18 protein-coding genes are annotated in these 14,959 nt (G+C 72.1%); 6 read left to right on the plus strand and 12 right to left on the minus strand.

Features of this window, described 5'->3' with window-relative positions; translation table 11 throughout:
• Positions 1-196: 196 nt before the first annotated feature.
• On the plus strand, positions 197-1,819 hold the full coding sequence (locus tag AAG827_RS04360) for a hypothetical protein (RefSeq protein ID WP_341924593.1): 1,623 nt from the start codon (positions 197-199) through the stop codon (positions 1,817-1,819).
• Here AAG827_RS04360 and AAG827_RS04365 read toward each other — a convergent pair.
• Positions 1,795-2,598, minus strand: a complete 804-nt coding sequence (locus AAG827_RS04365; protein ID WP_341924594.1) for a thioesterase family protein — start codon at positions 2,596-2,598, stop codon at positions 1,795-1,797. The two genes, AAG827_RS04360 and AAG827_RS04365, sit on opposite strands and share 25 nt — an antisense overlap.
• A 41-nt stretch (positions 2,599-2,639) precedes the next feature.
• Between AAG827_RS04365 and AAG827_RS04370 the strand changes: the two genes are divergently transcribed.
• Positions 2,640-2,996: a DUF202 domain-containing protein gene (locus AAG827_RS04370; RefSeq protein ID WP_341924595.1), complete on the plus strand. Its 357-nt coding sequence runs from the start codon at positions 2,640-2,642 to the stop codon at positions 2,994-2,996.
• Positions 2,997-2,999: 3 nt separating this feature from the next.
• Here the strand turns inward: AAG827_RS04370 and AAG827_RS04375 are convergent, their stop codons facing one another.
• From AAG827_RS04375 to AAG827_RS04415, 9 genes are all read right to left on the minus strand, one after another.
• A complete protein-coding gene (locus AAG827_RS04375; RefSeq protein ID WP_341924596.1) occupies positions 3,000-3,878 on the minus strand; it encodes a PASTA domain-containing protein in 879 nt (292 codons plus the stop codon).
• Positions 3,875-4,387: a SigE family RNA polymerase sigma factor gene (locus AAG827_RS04380; protein ID WP_341924597.1), complete on the minus strand. Its 513-nt coding sequence runs from the start codon at positions 4,385-4,387 to the stop codon at positions 3,875-3,877. Before AAG827_RS04380 ends, AAG827_RS04375 begins: the two co-directional genes overlap by 4 nt.
• A gap of 84 nt (positions 4,388-4,471) precedes the next feature.
• A complete protein-coding gene (locus AAG827_RS04385) occupies positions 4,472-4,765 on the minus strand; it encodes a DUF2442 domain-containing protein (RefSeq protein ID WP_341924598.1) in 294 nt (97 codons plus the stop codon).
• Complete coding sequence (locus tag AAG827_RS04390) at positions 4,762-5,049, minus strand: DUF4160 domain-containing protein (RefSeq protein WP_341924599.1); 288 nt, start codon at positions 5,047-5,049, stop codon at positions 4,762-4,764. Before AAG827_RS04390 ends, AAG827_RS04385 begins: the two co-directional genes overlap by 4 nt.
• A gap of 79 nt (positions 5,050-5,128) precedes the next feature.
• Positions 5,129-6,610, minus strand: a complete 1,482-nt coding sequence (locus tag AAG827_RS04395) for a protein kinase (protein WP_341924600.1) — start codon at positions 6,608-6,610, stop codon at positions 5,129-5,131.
• Between the two features lie 35 nt (positions 6,611-6,645).
• Positions 6,646-7,773 (minus strand): alpha/beta hydrolase family protein, encoded by a 1,128-nt coding sequence (locus AAG827_RS04400; RefSeq protein ID WP_341924601.1) that lies wholly within the window; start codon positions 7,771-7,773, stop codon positions 6,646-6,648.
• Between the two features lie 70 nt (positions 7,774-7,843).
• Positions 7,844-8,050: a hypothetical protein gene (locus AAG827_RS04405; RefSeq protein WP_341924602.1), complete on the minus strand. Its 207-nt coding sequence runs from the start codon at positions 8,048-8,050 to the stop codon at positions 7,844-7,846.
• Between the two features lie 61 nt (positions 8,051-8,111).
• Entirely contained in the window at positions 8,112-9,665 is a 1,554-nt protein-coding gene (locus tag AAG827_RS04410; protein ID WP_341924603.1) for a fatty acyl-CoA synthetase, read from the minus strand.
• Positions 9,666-9,762: 97 nt separating this feature from the next.
• The gene (locus tag AAG827_RS04415) at positions 9,763-10,356 is read right to left on the minus strand and encodes a hypothetical protein (RefSeq protein ID WP_341924604.1); all 594 of its coding nucleotides are present in this window, start codon (positions 10,354-10,356) and stop codon (positions 9,763-9,765) included.
• A gap of 119 nt (positions 10,357-10,475) precedes the next feature.
• Between AAG827_RS04415 and AAG827_RS04420 the strand changes: the two genes are divergently transcribed.
• The 3 genes from AAG827_RS04420 to AAG827_RS04430 all read left to right on the plus strand — a co-directional run bounded on the left by AAG827_RS04420 (position 10,476) and on the right by AAG827_RS04430 (position 12,363).
• The gene (locus AAG827_RS04420) at positions 10,476-11,510 is read left to right on the plus strand and encodes an alcohol dehydrogenase catalytic domain-containing protein (protein ID WP_341924606.1); all 1,035 of its coding nucleotides are present in this window, start codon (positions 10,476-10,478) and stop codon (positions 11,508-11,510) included.
• A 116-nt stretch (positions 11,511-11,626) separates the two neighbouring features.
• Entirely contained in the window at positions 11,627-12,106 is a 480-nt protein-coding gene (locus AAG827_RS04425) for a DinB family protein (RefSeq protein WP_341924607.1), read from the plus strand.
• Positions 12,103-12,363: a hypothetical protein gene (locus tag AAG827_RS04430; RefSeq protein WP_341924608.1), complete on the plus strand. Its 261-nt coding sequence runs from the start codon at positions 12,103-12,105 to the stop codon at positions 12,361-12,363. Before AAG827_RS04425 ends, AAG827_RS04430 begins: the two co-directional genes overlap by 4 nt.
• Before the next feature lie 118 nt (positions 12,364-12,481).
• Here AAG827_RS04430 and ychF read toward each other — a convergent pair whose 3' ends face one another.
• Both ychF and AAG827_RS04440 read right to left on the minus strand, forming a co-directional pair.
• The gene (gene ychF / locus AAG827_RS04435) at positions 12,482-13,558 is read right to left on the minus strand and encodes a redox-regulated ATPase YchF (RefSeq protein ID WP_341924609.1); all 1,077 of its coding nucleotides are present in this window, start codon (positions 13,556-13,558) and stop codon (positions 12,482-12,484) included.
• 70 nt (positions 13,559-13,628) lie between these two features.
• Complete coding sequence (locus AAG827_RS04440) at positions 13,629-14,054, minus strand: acyl-CoA thioesterase (protein ID WP_341924610.1); 426 nt, start codon at positions 14,052-14,054, stop codon at positions 13,629-13,631.
• 86 nt (positions 14,055-14,140) lie between these two features.
• On the opposite strand from AAG827_RS04440, the gene AAG827_RS04445 reads away from it, so the two are divergent.
• Complete coding sequence (locus AAG827_RS04445; RefSeq protein ID WP_341924611.1) at positions 14,141-14,941, plus strand: LLM class flavin-dependent oxidoreductase; 801 nt, start codon at positions 14,141-14,143, stop codon at positions 14,939-14,941.
• Positions 14,942-14,959 lie beyond the last annotated feature (18 nt).

Genomic DNA, 14,959 nt, shown 5'->3' on the forward strand with positions numbered 1-14,959 from the left:
GAGCCCGAGAGCCGCCTCGCACCGGAGCTAGGTCCCAAGACGGGTGACCTGGCTCTCGACGCAGTCAGCAACCTAAGGAGGGGTGTGGAGGGGATTGGAATTGTTGTGACATGATCCAATCTCGACAACAAATGCGTGACCCGGGTCACCTCCTCGTCGTTGAGCAGTCCGTCGGTCCATCCAGGAGGCGTTCACCATGGGCACCACAGGTCACACGGTCAGCCCTGCCCGGCGAGGTCGGCGTCTGCATCTCCCCGAGGACGTCTCGGCGATCACGTCGCCGACGATCCGGGTCGACCTGCGGGTGGCGTGGCTGCTTACGACGGCCCGGATCCTGGGCAGCGACCCCGAGATGGCACGGCGAGATCTCTTCATCTCACGCCTGGCTGAGCGTGGGACGGCGCTGGATGCGCCCCGGCTGTCGCGGGTCGAGTCAGGCAGCAGCGTGGTGCAGCCGGGTGTCCTGGCGGGCTACGAGTCGGTCCTGGGGCTGACCCACGGGACTCTCGTGGCGACCGTCGGCGGGCTGCGTCGGAGCTTCCAGACGGCCGAGGTCGCCCGGGCCCGCAAGCCCCGCGACACCGCTCCCGACGGGGACTTCGACGCCCTGCTGGAGGCCGTCGCCAAGGGCGTCACCACCGGCTCACAGTGGCTGGCTGCGAGCCGTGCCCTTTGGTACTACGACCAGGTCTTCCTGCGTCAGGACGACTGGAACCAGCTCGCGTCGGCCCTGATCCGCGAGCTCGCGACCAGCGGCGGCATCGACCACGTGCGGCGCTTCGAGGCCGCCGTGGACTTCCTGCGTCACCCCTCGTCGCAGCGTCACGTCTCGCGCGCCCTGGGCAACTTCGTGATGGACCCGGACGCTCAGGTCGTGGCGCCCGTGCTCAACCTGCTCGGTGAGGTGACCGACCGCCCCGCCAGCGACCTGGTGCTCCGTCTGCTGTCCTCGCCATCCAGGAGCCTGCGCCGCGCAGCCACCTCCGTGATGGCCACCAAGGTCGCGCGGGGCCACGTCGATGCCGAGGCGATGCCCGAGCTCGAGCGGCAGCTCGAGCGCCAGCTGGCCCGTGGCGTCGACCTCGACGGCGGGCTCGACACGCTCGACCTCGCCGTCCATCTCCCCCGGACGTCCTGGGAAGCGGTCGAGAGCCGGCTCCGCGACCCCGTGGCCACCGCGATGGTGACGCGCGCCCGCTCCACCCGCGAGCTCATCGCGTCGCGCAAGGCAGGCGCCCTCGCCTCCGAGGTCGCGACCGCGATCCAGGACGCGACGCCGACGCACCACCCCATCGAGACCGACATGATGCTGCACCGGCTCGTGCGCGAGGCGCTGGTCCACACGCACAAGGCGCGCCGTCACCACGCGGCGCTGCTGCTCGCCGCCAGTCCCTACGGTCCGGCAACGGCCGACCAGGTCCTCACGCTGACGCACCACCGGGACGAGTTCATCGCGGCGCGTGCGTGGGCGATGCTCATGCGCCTGCCCTGCCCGACCCCACCGACCGGTGAGCGCGCCCGCACGGTCGGCGCCATGCCCGATCGCCACGCGGCCCGGGTCATGGTCAACGTGGGGATCCACGACCGGCCGCTCGACCGGGCCACGGCGGCCGGCATCGCTGCCCGCCTGCCGGCGCAGCGACGGTCGGAGCAGCACGCTGCGCTCTTCGCGCTCGGCATGCACGCCTCCCCCGAGCTCGCACAGCTCAGCGAGCACGATCACGCCGACACACGCCGAGGGGCGGCGTGGTGGCTGCTCCAGGATGGCGCGACCAGAGACGACGACTCGGTCGATCAGCGCGGCAAGCGCGCGAGCTGACGACTCTGGGCGACGAGGCGGTCGGTGGAGTCCCACACCTCGCAGTCCTCCTCGAACATCCCGCCCGCGACGTTGCGGCTGACGTGGCGCACGCGCAGCCAGCCGGGAGCGGGCTTGGCGCGCACGTGGGCGGTGAGCTCCAGCGTCGGCGCCCACCCCATGCCCTGGGTGTTGAAGGTGACCGGCGGGAGCGCGTCGACCACGAGCAGCAGCGAGATCGGGTCGGGCTCGCGGCCGTCCTCGAGGCGGAACCACGCGGCCATCTCGGCCACGCCCGTGGGCGCGCCGAGCGCCCACCCGACGTGCTCGGGGTGGAATCGCATGTCGAAGCGCTCCATCAGCGGCGCGATCTTGCGCACCTCCTCCGGCGCCATCGTGTTGGGCACGCACTGCTCCAGCGGCGGCAGGTCGAAGGGCACCGCGGTGGTCCGGACGTCGTCGGCGCCGCGGCCGAGGTCGCCGTACGTCGCGAGCGCGGCGATGCGCGCCTCTCCCCCTTGGCTCAGCTCGGCCGAGGCGGTGGAGACGCTGCCGCCGGAGCGGCGTACGTCCACCTGGACCTCGGCGGGACCGGGCACCGAGGCGGACAGGTAGTAGGCGCTGAGCGCCAACGGGTCGGGCTTGTCGGGCAGCTCCACCCGCAGCGCGTTGCCGACGACGGCGAGCAGGTAGCCGCCGTTGACGCCTCCCCCGACCACCCACCCGGGGTCGAGCTCGGCGCCGTAGCGCCCCTCGCCCAGCGAGGTCACCGCGGTCGTCGTGTCGAAGACAGATGCCATGCGTCGGAGCCTAGGTGGAGCGCGTGGGCCACGATGGACCCATGGACCACGGTGGACTCCCCCACGTCTACGGCAGCGGCGAGGAGCCGGACCCGCGCTACACGCTGGCCAACGAGCGCACCTTCCTCGCCTGGGTGCGTACGACGCTCGCCATGCTGGCCGGCGCGGTGGCGCTGCACTCGCTGGGCTTCCCCGAGAGCGACTGGTTGCGCGGGGTGCTGGTCGTGGTGCTGGCGCTCTTCGGAGGGCTGATGACGGCGCTGGCGTTCGTGCGGTGGGCGCGGATCGAACGGGCGATGCGACTGCGCGAGCCGCTGCCGCGCTTCACGCTCGGGCTGGTGGTCTCGGTGGCGCTGGTCGTGGTCTCCGTGCTGCTGGCGGTCGCCTTCGCGGTGTGAGGGTCAGCCGGTGACGGTCACCGTCACAGTCGAGCCGGGCTCGACCACGGTGCCGGGCACGGGGCTGGCCGACAGCACGAAGCCGGGGATGCCCGAGCTCATGCGCTCGTCGACCACGACCTCGACCCGCAGTCCCGCTGCCTGGAGGGACCGCACGTAGCTCTCGCGAGCCTTGCTCTGGTCGTCGAACTCGTAGTTCTCCGAGGAGAACCCGGGGACCGCGACGAGGGTGTCGAGGATCGTGATGGTCGCGAGCACGTCGTCGACGGCGTGGGCCGAGACACTCGACGACGCGGCGAAGACCACGTCGCGCTCGGGGAGGAAGACGCTCGCCGCGTAGTAGCGGGTGCCGAATCCTCGGCTCCGCTCGTCGGGCGAGCGGAGCGCCTGCTCCCCGTCGATCTCGATCGGGGTCCAGGTGTCGACCCGGTCGACGCCGTTGCGCGGGCGGACGTGCACGCTCGTGGTGTCGGCCGGATAGGCGATCGCGCACGTCTCGACGACCCCTTCGTCCACGATCACGGTGTCGCGCGTCGGGGTGCCGCACCGCGTGGCGTTGGTGCCCCACGACTCGGGGACGGCGACGACCGCCTGTCCCATGCCGACCCAGCGGGAGCCGGTGGGCGGCGCCTCGACGCTCGTCTGCTCGGACGGGGAGGCGGACGGGGAGTCGGACGCGGTCGGCGCGAGGTCCCGCGTGGCGACGTCGCTGCCCGGCCACAGCGCGACGCTCCCGGCGGCCACGACGACGGCGGCCGCGGCGGCCAGCCCGACGGCGTACGACCTGCGGCGGCGGGCCGTGCGGTGCATGGCGGTGAGCGGGGGCGGGCCGACGGGCACGTCGGCGGCGGAGCGCTCGAGCATCTCGGTCAGGTCGTTCACAGCGTCTCCTCGTGGTCGGCGAGATCGGGGTCGAGCGCCAGGGCCGCGAGGGCGCGCGACAGGCGGCTCTTGACCGTGCCCGGCGCGACATCGAGGACGCTCGCCATCTGGGTCTCGGTCAGGTGGGCGTAGTAGCGGAGCACGACCGCCGCGCGCTGGTCGGGCGAGAGCCGGGCGAGCGCACGGTCGACGCTGTCGCGGACGATGACGTCGCGGGTCGCGTCGGGTGTCGCCAGCTCGGGCAGGTGCTCGGTGGGGCGCTCGCCGCGCCAGAGCCGGCGGCGGCTATCGGTGAGGGTGTTGACGAGGACGCGGTAGACGTAGGCGTCGCGGTCGTCGGCACGTCGTACGCGTGACCACTTCACCAGGCAGCGGGTCAGCGCCGTCTGGACGACGTCCTCGGCCTCGTGGGTGCTGCAGCCGAGGAGCACGGCGGCTCGCACCAGCCGCTGCCAGCGCGCGGCGACGTAGTCGTCGAACTCGGCGTCTGGCCCGGGGTCGGCATCCATCGACTCCTCCTCGTCACTCCCTCACCTGCTGCGACGGGTCGGGGGCGGTGTGGGGTTCCCGAGGATCGTGACCGATCTGTGAGCTCAGGCTGGCGCCGCCGCCTTGGACTTGGTGTAGAGCTCGTCGGGTGCCCAGTCGGCGCCGTTGGACCATGCGATGGTGCCGGTGTCCGGGTCTGCGTAGACCTGGCAGAAGGTGCCGTAGTCGGCCGTCAGCGGCTCGAAGACGGGGCCACGCAGCAGCGGCTCCATGTCGATGACCCTGACCTCGCCCGTGTCGAAAGTGAGCTCGAGGACGTAGCGCCCCAGGACACGGACACTGGTCACGACGACCAAGGCAGGGTCCGTCGCCTGCCGTCGAGCGGGGGGCTGGCTCATGCCTGATCACCTTCCTGCGGTCGTCGGTCCAGTCTAACGACCGGTTCGTGTCGCAGTCCGGCTTCGAAGGCCGCCAACGCCTCCTGGGTGTGCTCGGCCAGCAGTCTCTTGATCGTGCGGTGCTGCTGTGGACTCAGGCTCCCCGCGAGGACCTGGCCCGTCTCGACCGCCACGGTCGCGAGGCGGCGACGACCAGCCATCACCGCCACGTGGGGTCGTTGATGTTCCTCACGGTTGTAGACGCACAACTTGAAGCTGCCGCCGTCGAACCAGATGGGAGACATGCCCCGCACTCTTCCCCGGATCCTCCGGAGCGGCCGCGGCTCCTCCACAGGGTCGTCGGCAGGCTTCCACCCTCGTAGGTCAGACGACCTCGTCCGCGGCGATCAGGAAGCCGCCGTCGGCGGGCTCGAGGTAGATCCGCCGGGTCTCGGTCTGCTCGGAGCCGTCGGTCGTGTAGGTGATGGTGGCGTCGACGGTCGTGTCGTCGACCTCCTCGACCCCCTCGATGGCCAGCGCGTCGATGGTGCGCCAGAAGCCGTCGTACTGGTCGAAGCCGCCGAGGTCGGACTGGTAGCCCTCGGTGAACATCTCCCACGCACTGCCGGTGTCACCGGGCAGCAGGGAGTAGTAGCCCGCGACGAAGTCGGCCGGGTCGCCGGCGTCCGGGGCGGGCGCCTCGGGCTCCGGCTCCTCCTCGGTCGGGGTGGGGGCGGGCTCCTCGGGCATCGGGTCCGGGGTCTCCTCGGGCGTCGGGTCGGCGCTCGGCTTGCCGTCCCCCTGGCCGGCGCGCGAGGCCGACGACCTCGGCTCGTCGGAGGTCACGGCCGGGTCCGTCTCGTCGTCGTCCGTCATCGCCCAGGCCGCACCGCCCAGCAGGAGCAGGACGAGGACGGCGGCGAGGACGAGCGGCGTACGACGGCGGCGGTGGTCGTCCTCGGCGGGCGGCGTCGGCGTCGGCGTGGGCGTCGGGGCGGCGAAGACTGCCGTCTGCTCGGGAGTCGGGACGGGAGCGCCGGAGTGGCGGTCGTTGACCTGGCGCAGCGCGTGCGCGCAGTCGGCCATGCTCCAGCGGGCGGCGACGTCGGCGTCCATCATCCGGCGGATCGGCTGGCGCAGCGGGCCGGCGCGCTCGGGCAGCGGGGCGGGCTCGCTGGCGATGCCAGCCAGGACCGCGAGCGCGTTGCCCTGCGAGGGGTAGGGCCCGTGCCCCTCGACGGCTGCGAAGAGCGTGGCGCCGAGCGCCCACACGTCGGAGGCGGGCGAGGCGTCGGCGCCGCGGGCCAGCTCAGGCGCGAAGTAGGCCGGGGTGCCGACCATGAGGCCGGTCTGGGTGAGCTGGTCGTCGGCCAGGTGGCGGGCGATGCCGAAGTCGCTGATCTTGGCGACGTCGTCGTCGGTGACCAGGATGTTGCCGGGCTTGACGTCGCGGTGGACCATGCCGGCCGCGTGCGCCGCGGCGAGACCGTCGGCGACCTGGGCCCCGATCCGGGCTGCGCGCAACGGGTCCATCGGGCCCTCCGCGGCGGTGATCTCCGAGAGGGTGCGACCGGGGACGTACTCCATCACCAACCAGAGGTGGTCGCCCTCCTCGACCGCGTCGTAGACCGCGACCACGTTGCGGTGGTTGAGCGCGGCCGTCGAGCGGGCCTCGCGCATCGCGCGAGCCAGGTGGGGCAGGGACTCGCCGGGCAGGTGGCCGACGCGCTTGACGGCGACCTCGCGGCCGAGCCGCTCGTCGTGGGCGAGCCAGACACTGCCCATCCCTCCCCTTCCGACCTCGCGGTCGAGGCGGTAGCGACCGGCGAGCGGTCCACGGGAGGAGTCAGGGGTGCGTGGGTCCATCAGGAGGAGGTACCCAGGGTGGGCTCCTCCACACGTCAGGAGCGGAGCTCGCGGACCATCTGGGGGAGGCCCCACTTGAGCGGAGCATCGAACCACGGCCAGTTGTGGACGCCGCCCTGCCGCACCCACGCGTCGTACGGGACGTCGGCGGCGGTCAGCGCGGCCAGGAAGGTGCGGTGCGCGGTCCACATGAGCTGCTCGGTGTACTCGCTGTGCAGCGGCTCGGTGCCGCGCTGGGCCGGGTCGGGCGATCCAGTGCCGGCAGCGATCAGGAGCTGCACGCCCTCGAGCCGCGGCGCGAGCGAGACCGGGTTGTGCGCCTGCCACACGTCCTGGCGCAGCACCGGGTTGCCCCACACGCGGGTCAGGTCGGGCGGGCTCAGCCCGAGGCTCGTGGCGAGCTCGGGCGGCAGGATGTTGGCGGTCATCAGGTTGGTGTCGGTCAGCCCCGAGATGCTCAGCACCGACTGGAAGAGACCGGGGTGGCGGGCGGCGTAGGTCAGCGCGCCGAGCGAGCCCATCGACGCGCCGACGGCCCCGCGGGCGTCGGTGCGGGTGCGGAACTTCCGGTCCACCCAGTCGATGAGCAGGTCGGTGTGGAAGGTCTCCCAGTCAAAGGAGCCGTCGACCCAGTCGCTGAACATGCCGGCCTCGTCGCCGATGCCGCCCTCGGGCATCACGAAGATCGCCTTCATCGAGCGGGTGAGCTTGGTCAGCTCGGTCGCCACGCTCCAGCGGAAGTAGGGGCTGCGGGCGCCGTTGTAGAGGTAGACGACGGGGTAGCGCTGCCTGGTCTGCTTCTTGTAGCCCACCGGCAGGATCACGCGCACCTTGTTGCTGGTGACCTTGACGCTGCGCGGGATCGGCACCGCAAAGTCGCGGCAGCGCGACGGCGGGCAGGCCCGGTCGTCGTCGGCGTTGGGCGGACTGAACTCGGTGGGCTCGTAGCCGACGTCGCTGGAGGGGATGCTCATCAGGCGGAGGTACGTCGCCAGCGCGCCGGGGCGGTCGCCGGCCCGGGTGCTGGTGATCGTGACGCGATCCTCGACCGGGGCCGCCTGGCTGGTGGCCGGCGCCAGCGTGACGGTCAGCGCGGCGGCTGCCAGGCTCGCTGCTGCTGCGCGCAGCCTGGACGCTCGGCGGACCCCTCGTGTCTCCCTCACGTGCTGCTCAACGAAGGCGTGAGACCGCCGTCACCGTGGTCTGGACCGGCTCGCGGGGGTGCGGGACGGATCAGGCCGCGCGGCGCATGAGCGGCAGCAGGTGGCTCTTGCCCTCGCGCGCGGCGACCATCTCGGTGGCCTCGCGGTCGTAGGCGGCGGCGAGCTCGTTGACGGTCGCCATGTCGTCGTCGGCGACGGCGGTGTTGATCGCCGAGACGTAGGAGGCGTGGAGGGTGTTGAGGTCGTCGATCAGGCGGGGCTTCAGCGTAGTGGTCATGTCTGGTTCAGCGCTCCGCGCCACCCGTTCGTTCCCGATCGGGTGGCGATGTGACCGATCTCTAGTGCGGGGTGGGCGGCGCGGACGGGTCGTCCAGCCGGTCGCGCAGCACCCGCTTGAGCAGCTTGCCGCTCTGGTTGCGCGGCAGCTCGTCGACGAAGTGCACGTGCTTGGGGATCTTGAAGGGCGCGAGGTCCTGGCGGGCGTGCGCGATCAGGGTCGCGGCGTCGGCGGACGCACCGTCACGCAGCACGACGACCGCCGTCACCGCCTCGATCCAGCGCTCGTCGGGAGTGGCGATCACCGCCACCTCGGCGACGTCGGGGTGGGTGTAGAGCGCGTCCTCGACCTCGCGACTGGCGACCAGCACTCCCCCGGTGTTGATGGCGTCCTTGATCCGGTCGACGACGGTGATGTAGCCCTGCGCGTCCATCCGCACCAGGTCCCCGGAGCGGAACCAGCCGTCGCGAAACGCGTCGGCGGTCGCCTCGGGCGCGTCCCAGTAGCCCGTGCAGAGCTGGGGGGAGCGATAGAGCAGCTCACCCGGCGTGCCGGCCTCGACAGGGGCGCCGTCCTCGTCGGCCACCAGCAGCTCGACGAAGAGCACCGACCGGCCGCACGACTCGGGGCGCTCGAGGTGCTCCTCGGGCTGGAGGACGGTCGCGAGCGGCCCGATCTCGGACTGGCCGAAGCAGTTGTAGAACGCCAGCTCGGGCAGCCGCTCCTGGAGCCGGTTGAGCACGGGCACCGGCATGATCGAGGCGCCGTAGAACGCCTTGCGCAGCGAGGACAGGTCACGCGTCGCGAGGTCGGGGTGGTTGGCCAGCGGCACCCAGACGGTCGGGGCGAGGAAGAGCGCGCCGACCTGGTCCGCCTCGATGCGGCGCATGATCTCGGGGACGTCGGGCCGCACCATCAGCCGGTTGGTCGCGCCGACCGAGAGGTAGGGCATGAGGAACACGTGCATCCCCGCCGAGTGGTAGAGCGGCATGCAGTGCAACGGGTCGTCGTCCTCGGCCATCGCGAGGGACACCACGCACGACACGTACTCATGCACCAGCGCCCGGTGCGTCATCATCGCGCCCTTCGGGTTGCCGGTCGTGCCCGACGTGTAGAGCAGCTGCACCAGGTCGGTGTCGAGCACCTCCACGTCGATCGCCGGCACGTCACCGGTGGACCACCCCGGGAGGACCGCCTCGTCGGTGCCGTGCAGCACCAGCACCTGCTCGATCGCGTTGTTGCCACGACTGCGCGTGCCCTCGACCGCCTCACGCAGCTCGGGGTCGACCAGCGCGACCCGGCTGCCGGACTGCGTGAGGATGTAGTCGAGCTCGCTGCCCGTCAGCGCGTAGTTGACCGGCACGTGCACCAGCCCCGCCCGCGCGCAGCCGAGGTAGGCCAGCAGGTAGGCATCCGAGTTGGCCCCCACCGTCGCGACCCGGTCGCCCTGCGTCAGCCCCAGACCCAGGAGGTACGCCGCGGCGCGCGACGTCGCCGCGTCGAGCTCGGCGTAGGTCCAGCTGCGGTCCGCGAACTCCAGCGCGACCCGGTCGGGCGCGCGGACCGCGCTGCGGTGCAGGACGTCGTCGACGGTGCTGGAGCGGGGGTCGGTCATGGGGTCCTCCGAGACGGTGGTCGGCACGCGGCGTGACGGCCGTCACCCAGGCTAGTGGGGGTGGCCGCGTGCCGCGCGCCGTCCGAGTGCTCGACCCTCAGGGCTGGCTGATCACCTGGTCGACCTTGACCGCGGTGATCGCCGCCTTGCCGACGTTCATCGATGCCGTGCCCGGGTCGCAGGAGAGGCTCACCTGCCCCGCCGTCGCGAAGGTGGGGGTGATCAGCATCGAGACGATCTCGCGGTCGTCTCCCGCCGCGTCGCCCAGGGTGAGCCCGTCGGCGAAGTCCTCGGTCTGGTCGCTTCCCGTCAGGGTGCAGGCGAGGCTGAACTTGCTGGCGTTGTTGCTATTGGCCAGAAACTTCGCGGTCACCACGTAGGAGCCGCCCGGCAGGTCCAGGGTGCGCAGCGTGGTGCTCGTCGACAGGGGAAGGTTGGTGAACGTCGCGGACGTGTCGCGCGTGACGTAGGCGCGCGTCAGGGGACCGCCGATGTCGACGCGCTTCAGGCTGCCGTTCTTGACCTTCTTGCCGGTGACGGCGTTGTTGGCGAGGTCGGCCGTCTTGACCTGCCCGTTCGCGATGTCGGAGCTGCGCACGGTGTTGGCGGCGTAGGCGCCGCCGCTGACGGCGACGAGCAGGGCGAGCATGGAGGTGACGTTGGCGAAGGTGGCGCTGGGACGACGTGGCATCGGAAGCCTCTTCTCGGATGGGGTCCTGCTCACGTTAGAAGTCTCTGCCGAGGGCGGGAATGGTCATTGCGGGCCATACCCACGTCGTCGCGCTGCGCGCGGCTGCCAGCATGTGGGGCATGCGTGCTGTCGTCCTCGACCAGTTCCGCGGGCCCGTCTCGGTGCGCGACGTGCCCGAGCCCGTCGCTCCGGACGGTGGGGTCGTGGTGCGCGTGCACGCGACCGGGCTGTGCCGCAGCGACTGGCACGCGTGGGCCGGCCACGACTCCGGGGTGGCGCTCCCCCACGTGCCGGGCCACGAGCTGGCCGGCGTGGTGGCCTCCGTCGGGGCGGGCGTCACCGGCTGGCAGGTCGGCGACCGGGTGACCGCGCCGTTCGTGTGTGGCTGCGGCGTCTGCTCGTGGTGCCGAGCCGGCGACGCGCAGGTCTGTCCCGACCAGACCCAGCCGGGCTTCACGCACTGGGGAAGCTTCGCCGAGCTGGTGGTGCTGCACGCGGCCGACCACAACCTCGTGGCGATCCCGGACGGGGTCGACGACGCGGCCGCGGCCAGCCTGGGGTGCCGCTTCGCGACGTCCTACCGCGCGCTGACGGCACGCGCCCGGGTGCAGCCCGGCGAGTGGGTGACCGTCGTCGGTGCGGGCGGGGTGGGTCTCAGCGCGGTGATGATCGCGGTCGCCGCCGGCGCCCGGGTCGTCGCCGTCGACCGCTCGGCCGCAGCGCTGGCCCTGGCGACGCGGCTCGGTGCGGAGCACGTGGTGCTCGCGGACGAGGGCGTCGTACCGGATCGGGTGCGGGAGCTGACCGACGGTGGCAGCCACGTGGCCCTCGACGCCGTCGGCACTGCCTCCACCCTCGCCGACTCGGTGCTCAGCCTGCGGCGGCGCGGGCGGCACGTGCAGGTCGGGCTGCTGGCCTCGGCGCCGGTCGTGCCGATGGACCGGGTGATCGCCTGGGAGCTCGACCTGCTGGGCAGCCACGGGATGGCGGCGGCGGACTATCCCGCGATGCTCGCGCTCGTCGCCTCCGGCGCGCTCGACCCGTCACTGCTGCTCGAGCGGACGGTGACGCTGGACGAGGCGGCCCGACTGCTGCCCGGCCTCGGCTCCGCCGCCCCAGCCGGCATCACGGTGATCGACCCGCGACTGGCGTGAGGCAGGGCTGCTCGTAGTCGGACGTGCTCATTCGCACTTCGCGACACTCCCCAGGCGGGGGCAGGAGGCCGGATCTGCACATGAGTACGTCCGACTACGGCGCCTAGCCTGGACCCATGGACTCCACCACGGACGAACGCAGGTCGCTCGAGCAGATGCTGGACGTGCAGCGCGGTGAGGTCGTCGCCTTGCTGGACGACATCGACGAGGAGCAGGCGCGCGCCCGGCTGGTGCCGTCGCTGACGACCCTGCTCGGGCTGGTCAGGCACGCGACCTTCGTGGAGCGCGTGTGGTTCCACTCCCGGGTGGCCGGCGTGCCGCGCGAGGACCTCGGCCTCCCGGTCACCGTCGACGAGAGCTTCGTGCTCGACGACACCGACACGGTCGACTCCGTGCGCGCGGCCTACCTCGACGCGTGCGCCCGCTCGCGGGAGATCGCCGCCGAGCACGACCTCGACGAGCAGTGGGAGTGGCACGGACGCCCGGTCAGCCTGCGGTTCGTGCACCTGCAGCTCATCCAGGAGCTGGCCCGGCACGCCGGCCACGGCGACATCCTGGTCGAGCAGCTGCGCGCGTCCGCGATACTGACCTCATGACGCAGAAGCGGATCCTCCGGGCCAACGCCAGGAAGCTCGCGCTCCAGCGCGACCGCACGACGAGGGACGCCTTCGAGACGTACGCCGTCGACCCCGACGACCCGGCCGTCCAGGAGCTGATCGACCAGCTCGTCGAGGACGACCCGGCCGAGACCGCGGCCGAGCTCTTCAGGATCGCCGCCCAGCTGCTCCACGAGGTGGCCGACGCCACCGGTGCTACGCCTGCTCAGGTCCTGACCCGGGTGTCGCGGGCCTGACGCTCTCGCATCGCTGCGCCTCAGGTCTCGACCCGCCCGTCGCGACCTCGCAGGCTCGGTCGCGGGGCTCGCTCGACCTCTTCGGGTCACACCCGCTCGCTGCGCTCGCGGCTGTGCCTCAGACGTTGAAGCGGAACTCCACGACGTCGCCGTCGGCCATCACGTAGTCCTTGCCCTCCATGCGCACCTTGCCGGCCTCCTTGGCCTTCTGCATGGAGCCGGCGGCCATGAGGTCGTCGAAGGAGACGATCTCGGCCTTGATGAAGCCGCGCTGGAAGTCGGTGTGGATGACACCGGCCGCCTCGGGAGCGGTCGCGCCCTGGGGGATGGTCCAGGCGCGGGTCTCCTTGGGGCCAGCGGTGAGGTAGGTCTGCAGGCCGAGGGTGGCGAAGCCGACGCGGGCCAGCATGTCGAGCCCGGGCTCCTCGACGCCCATCTCGGCGAGCATCGCGCGCGCCTCCTCGTCGTCGTCGAGCTCGACGAGCTCGGACTCGAACTTCGCGTCCAGGAAGATCGCCTCGGCCGGTGCGATGATCTCGCGCATCTTGGCCTTGAGCGACTCGTCGGCGAGCTCGTCGGCGTCGCAGTTGAAGACGTAGATGAACGGCTTGGCCGTCAGCAGCGACAGCTCGCGGATCAGCGAGCGGTCGACCTTGGTCGCGATGATCGGCGTGCCGGCCTCGAGGTGACCCAGCGCCTCGCGCGCGGCGTCGAGGTTGGCGGTCACGGCCTTGTTGCCGCGCGCCTCCTTCTCCAGCCGCGGGATGGCCTTCTCGACCGTCTGCAGGTCGGCCAGGATCAGCTCGGTCTGGATGGTGGAGATGTCGCTGGCGGGGTTGACCTCGCCGTCGACGTGCGTCACGTCCTCGTCGCGGAAGACGCGCGTCACCTGGCAGATCGCCGCCGACTCGCGGATGTGGGAAAGGAACTTGTTGCCCAGGCCCTCACCCTCCGACGCGCCGCGCACGATGCCGGCGATGTCGACGAACTCCACCGTGGCCGGCAGCAGCTTGGCCGAGCCGAAGACCTCGGCGAGCTGCGGCAGCCGGTCGTCGGGCACGCCGACCACCCCGACGTTCGGCTCGATCGTCGCGAACGGGTAGTTCGCCGCGAGGACGTCGTTCTTGGTGAGGGCGTTGAAGAGGGTGGACTTGCCCGCGTTGGGGAGCCCGACGATGCCGATGGTGAGTGCCACGGGCGGGCAGTCTACGGAGCCGCGAGGTTCCCCGACGAATCACGCCCGGTCACCGGCGGTCCAGCGGGCGTCAGGCCGACGCCATGAGCGCCTTCAGCCGCATCGCGGCCGAGACCGAGAGTGCCTTGGAGGTGCGCGTCGCGTCGTCGACCTGCACGATCACGCTCTCCCCGGTCGCGCAGCAGCGCCCGTCCTGGAAGATCGCCTGCTCCATGGTCACCGACGACCGACCGACCCGCGCGACGCGCGTGCCGATGTCGACCGTGCCCGGCCACTGCAGCTCGCCGACGAACTGCACGACCAACCGCGCGATCACGAACGACGCGCCTGCGTCGGCCAACGGGCCGGCCGCGCCGTGCAGCACCTCCACGCGGCCGGTCTCCAGCAACGAGGAGAAGACCGCGTTGTTGACGTGCCCCTGGCGGTCGGTGTCGCCGTAGCGCAGCTTGTCCTGCGCGTGGGCCGGGAAGTGGTCGAGGCTGGGTGCGTTGCTCACGGCGACCAGTCTGCCGCCCCGCCGCCGGACCGCACGACCGGACGCCCCGGCGGTCAGGACGACCGCGCAGGTGCTTGGCTGGGTGCGTGCCCCAGACCGGTGTCGTCCTGCGCCCCCAGACCCCGCCCGAGGAGATCCGTGCCGTCGTCGAGCACGCCGACCGGGCCGGGATCGCCCAGCTGTGGCTGTGGGAGGACTGCTTCCTCGAGGGCGGCCTCACCACCGCGGCGGCCGCCCTCGCCTGGTCCGAGCGGCTCGTCGTCGGGGTCGGGCTCATGCCCGTGCCCCTGCGCAACCCGGCGCTGGTGGCGATGGAGGTCGCGACCCTGGCCCGGCTCTTCCCCGGGCGTTTCGTCGCCACGCTGGGGCACGGCGTACAGCCCTGGATGGCACAGGTCGGCGCTCGCGCCGACTCCCCCATGACGCTGCTGCGCGAGCACACCATCGCGGTGCGCGACCTGCTGGCCGGCGAGCAGGTCGACGTCGACGGTCGCTACGTCCGCCTCGACGCCGTGCGCCTCGACTGGCCCCCGGCGACGCCGCCGACCCTGCTGCTCGGCGCGCGGGGCGAGAAGAGCGTGGCGCTGGCCGGCGAGCTGACCGACGGCGTCCTGCTCGACGCGGTCGCCGACCCCGACGCCGTACGACGGGCCCGGACGCTGGTGGACTCCTCACGGCCCGCAGGGCGTGCGGGCCGTGGCCAGGTCGTCGTCTATGCGGAGGTCGACCGGCGCGAGCACAGCACCGACGCGGCGCTCGACGCCCGGGTGCGCGAGGTCGTCGACTCCTTCGGCTCCGCAGGAGCCGACACGGTGGTCCTCCAGGCGACCGGGGACGCCCCGGATCCGAGGCCCCTGATCGACGCGGTGGCCCGCACCGAGGGCTGACCTCATCCTCCCGGGTGG

This window comes from Nocardioides psychrotolerans, assembly GCF_943371775.1.
GTDB lineage: Bacteria > Actinomycetota > Actinomycetes > Propionibacteriales > Nocardioidaceae > Nocardioides > Nocardioides psychrotolerans_A.

Bases quoted from the DNA above. Each gene is read 5' to 3' on its own strand.
- AAG827_RS04425 (WP_341924607.1), top strand. From the start codon at position 11,627: ATGGACTCCACCACGGACGAACGCAGGTCGCTCGAGCAGATGCTGGAC.
- AAG827_RS04410 (WP_341924603.1), bottom strand. From the start codon at position 9,665: ATGACCGACCCCCGCTCCAGCACCGTCGACGACGTCCTGCACCGCAGC.
- AAG827_RS04365 (WP_341924594.1), bottom strand. From the start codon at position 2,598: ATGGCATCTGTCTTCGACACGACGACCGCGGTGACCTCGCTGGGCGAG.
- AAG827_RS04420 (WP_341924606.1), top strand. From the start codon at position 10,476: ATGCGTGCTGTCGTCCTCGACCAGTTCCGCGGGCCCGTCTCGGTGCGC.
- AAG827_RS04390 (WP_341924599.1), bottom strand. From the start codon at position 5,049: ATGTCTCCCATCTGGTTCGACGGCGGCAGCTTCAAGTTGTGCGTCTAC.
- AAG827_RS04430 (WP_341924608.1), top strand. From the start codon at position 12,103: ATGACGCAGAAGCGGATCCTCCGGGCCAACGCCAGGAAGCTCGCGCTC.
- AAG827_RS04385 (WP_341924598.1), bottom strand. From the start codon at position 4,765: ATGAGCCAGCCCCCCGCTCGACGGCAGGCGACGGACCCTGCCTTGGTC.
- AAG827_RS04380 (WP_341924597.1), bottom strand. From the start codon at position 4,387: ATGGATGCCGACCCCGGGCCAGACGCCGAGTTCGACGACTACGTCGCC.
- AAG827_RS04415 (WP_341924604.1), bottom strand. From the start codon at position 10,356: ATGCCACGTCGTCCCAGCGCCACCTTCGCCAACGTCACCTCCATGCTC.
- AAG827_RS04360 (WP_341924593.1), top strand. From the start codon at position 197: ATGGGCACCACAGGTCACACGGTCAGCCCTGCCCGGCGAGGTCGGCGT.
- AAG827_RS04370 (WP_341924595.1), top strand. From the start codon at position 2,640: ATGGACCACGGTGGACTCCCCCACGTCTACGGCAGCGGCGAGGAGCCG.
- AAG827_RS04395 (WP_341924600.1), bottom strand. From the start codon at position 6,610: ATGGACCCACGCACCCCTGACTCCTCCCGTGGACCGCTCGCCGGTCGC.
- AAG827_RS04405 (WP_341924602.1), bottom strand. From the start codon at position 8,050: ATGACCACTACGCTGAAGCCCCGCCTGATCGACGACCTCAACACCCTC.